Consider the following 1083-nt stretch of genomic DNA (forward strand, 5'->3'; position numbering starts at 1 on the left):
AGGAAAAAGACATTGGCTTCATGTAGCTTCTACTGACAAATACACCTGTTATTTTACTCATGCAAAAAGAGGATCCGAAGCTATTGATGCTATGGGAATTCTTCCAGAGTTTAAAGGGGTAGCAGTTCACGATGGATGGAAACCTTACAACAGTTATAATTGTGATCATGCTCTTTGCAATGTTCATCTCCAGAGAGAACTTACTGGAATTGAAGAGAATTATAAACAGCAATGGGCTAAAGATATGAATGAGCTGTTGTCTGAAATGAAAAAGTATGCTGATGAGTGTAAAGAGCAGGTCAAAAATCTAGATTTTGAACAAGTTAAGGCATTAGAAAAAAGGTTCAATGCTGTAGTCGCGAAAGGAATTGAAGAAAATCCACCTTCTTTAAATCCTGAAAAACGAGGAAAACGTGGTAAGAATCCAAAAACCAAAGCAAGGAATCTGCTTGATAGGTTTATAGAACATAAAGACAAGATTCTGAGATTCCTGACAGACTTGAAAGTTCCGTTTGAGAATAATCAAGCAGAAAGAGATGTCAGGATGATGAAGCTACAGCAGAAAATATCAGGAACTTTCAGAACTGCACGAGGAGCGGAAGCTTTCTGCAGAATTAGAGCATATATTTCCACAATAAGAAAGAATGGTTTACCTGTTTTAGAGGGTATTCTCGCGGCGCTCAAAGGAGCGCCGCTAACTATACCCTGAATAGTTACAAGAAAAGATTTAAATAAATTATATTAGGTCCGTAAACCTGTGTTCATAATCAGATTAGTCTACAGTATTTATTTCTATACCATAATATGACAGTCTATTTATATAATAGAACTTAACAGCTTATATAAGACAACGATTAACAGGACACAATTCCATAATCTAGTGATTTCTCTTATTGTTCTTTCCTCAAACCTACAATTTTCTCTGCTAACTACCTCAAAAAGCTGCAATAATCTTGAAAAACAAATTCTTTGGCATTTTTGCCAAAGAATTTGTTTATTCATTAGATATTTTTTTTGAATATTTTATCTAAAATCAATACGCTCCGCTACTTTCTAAAGTGAAACTTTTATCAAAATAGCTTA

At 34.3% G+C, this 1083-nt stretch carries 1 protein-coding gene; it reads left to right on the top strand.

Annotated features, from left to right (window positions below):
- On the top strand, positions 1–709 hold a 709-nt coding region (gene tnpC / locus ASJ81_RS13385; protein ID WP_141241575.1), incomplete at its 5' end, for an IS66 family transposase.
- Positions 710–1083: the final 374 nt, after the last annotated feature.

The organism is Methanosarcina spelaei, assembly GCF_002287235.1.
Taxonomy (GTDB): Archaea; Halobacteriota; Methanosarcinia; order Methanosarcinales; family Methanosarcinaceae; genus Methanosarcina; species Methanosarcina spelaei.